This window comes from Burkholderia sp. JPY481 (assembly GCF_038900515.1).
GTDB lineage: Bacteria > Pseudomonadota > Gammaproteobacteria > Burkholderiales > Burkholderiaceae > Paraburkholderia > Paraburkholderia youngii.
The window spans coordinates 1-211 of the sequence record NZ_JAYMRT010000257.1 but is presented as its reverse complement, the minus strand read 5'-3'; the positions used below and the strand labels follow the sequence as shown (position 1 = coordinate 211).

Annotated in this window: 1 pseudogene; it reads right to left on the bottom strand. The window is 62.1% G+C overall.

From position 1 onward, the window contains the following. Positions 1–211 (bottom strand): annotated as a pseudogene (locus VSR82_RS40595) (transposase); the annotation flags it as partial.

Sequence of the window (211 nt, the reverse complement as noted above, 5' to 3'; positions counted from 1 at the left end):
TCACAGGAGGTCCTTCGCGAAGAACGCCGCCGCTTTTTTTGCGATTTCCAGCTCCATCTGCAAGCGCTTGTTCTCCGCCCGCAGACGCGAAAGCTCCATCTGTTCCGCCGTGACGACCTTCGCCCCCCGGGCCGTTCAGCTTGCCGGCTTCCGACGCTTTGAGCCAGTTGCGCAGCGTCTGTATCGACATACCCAATTCGCCGGCCACGGC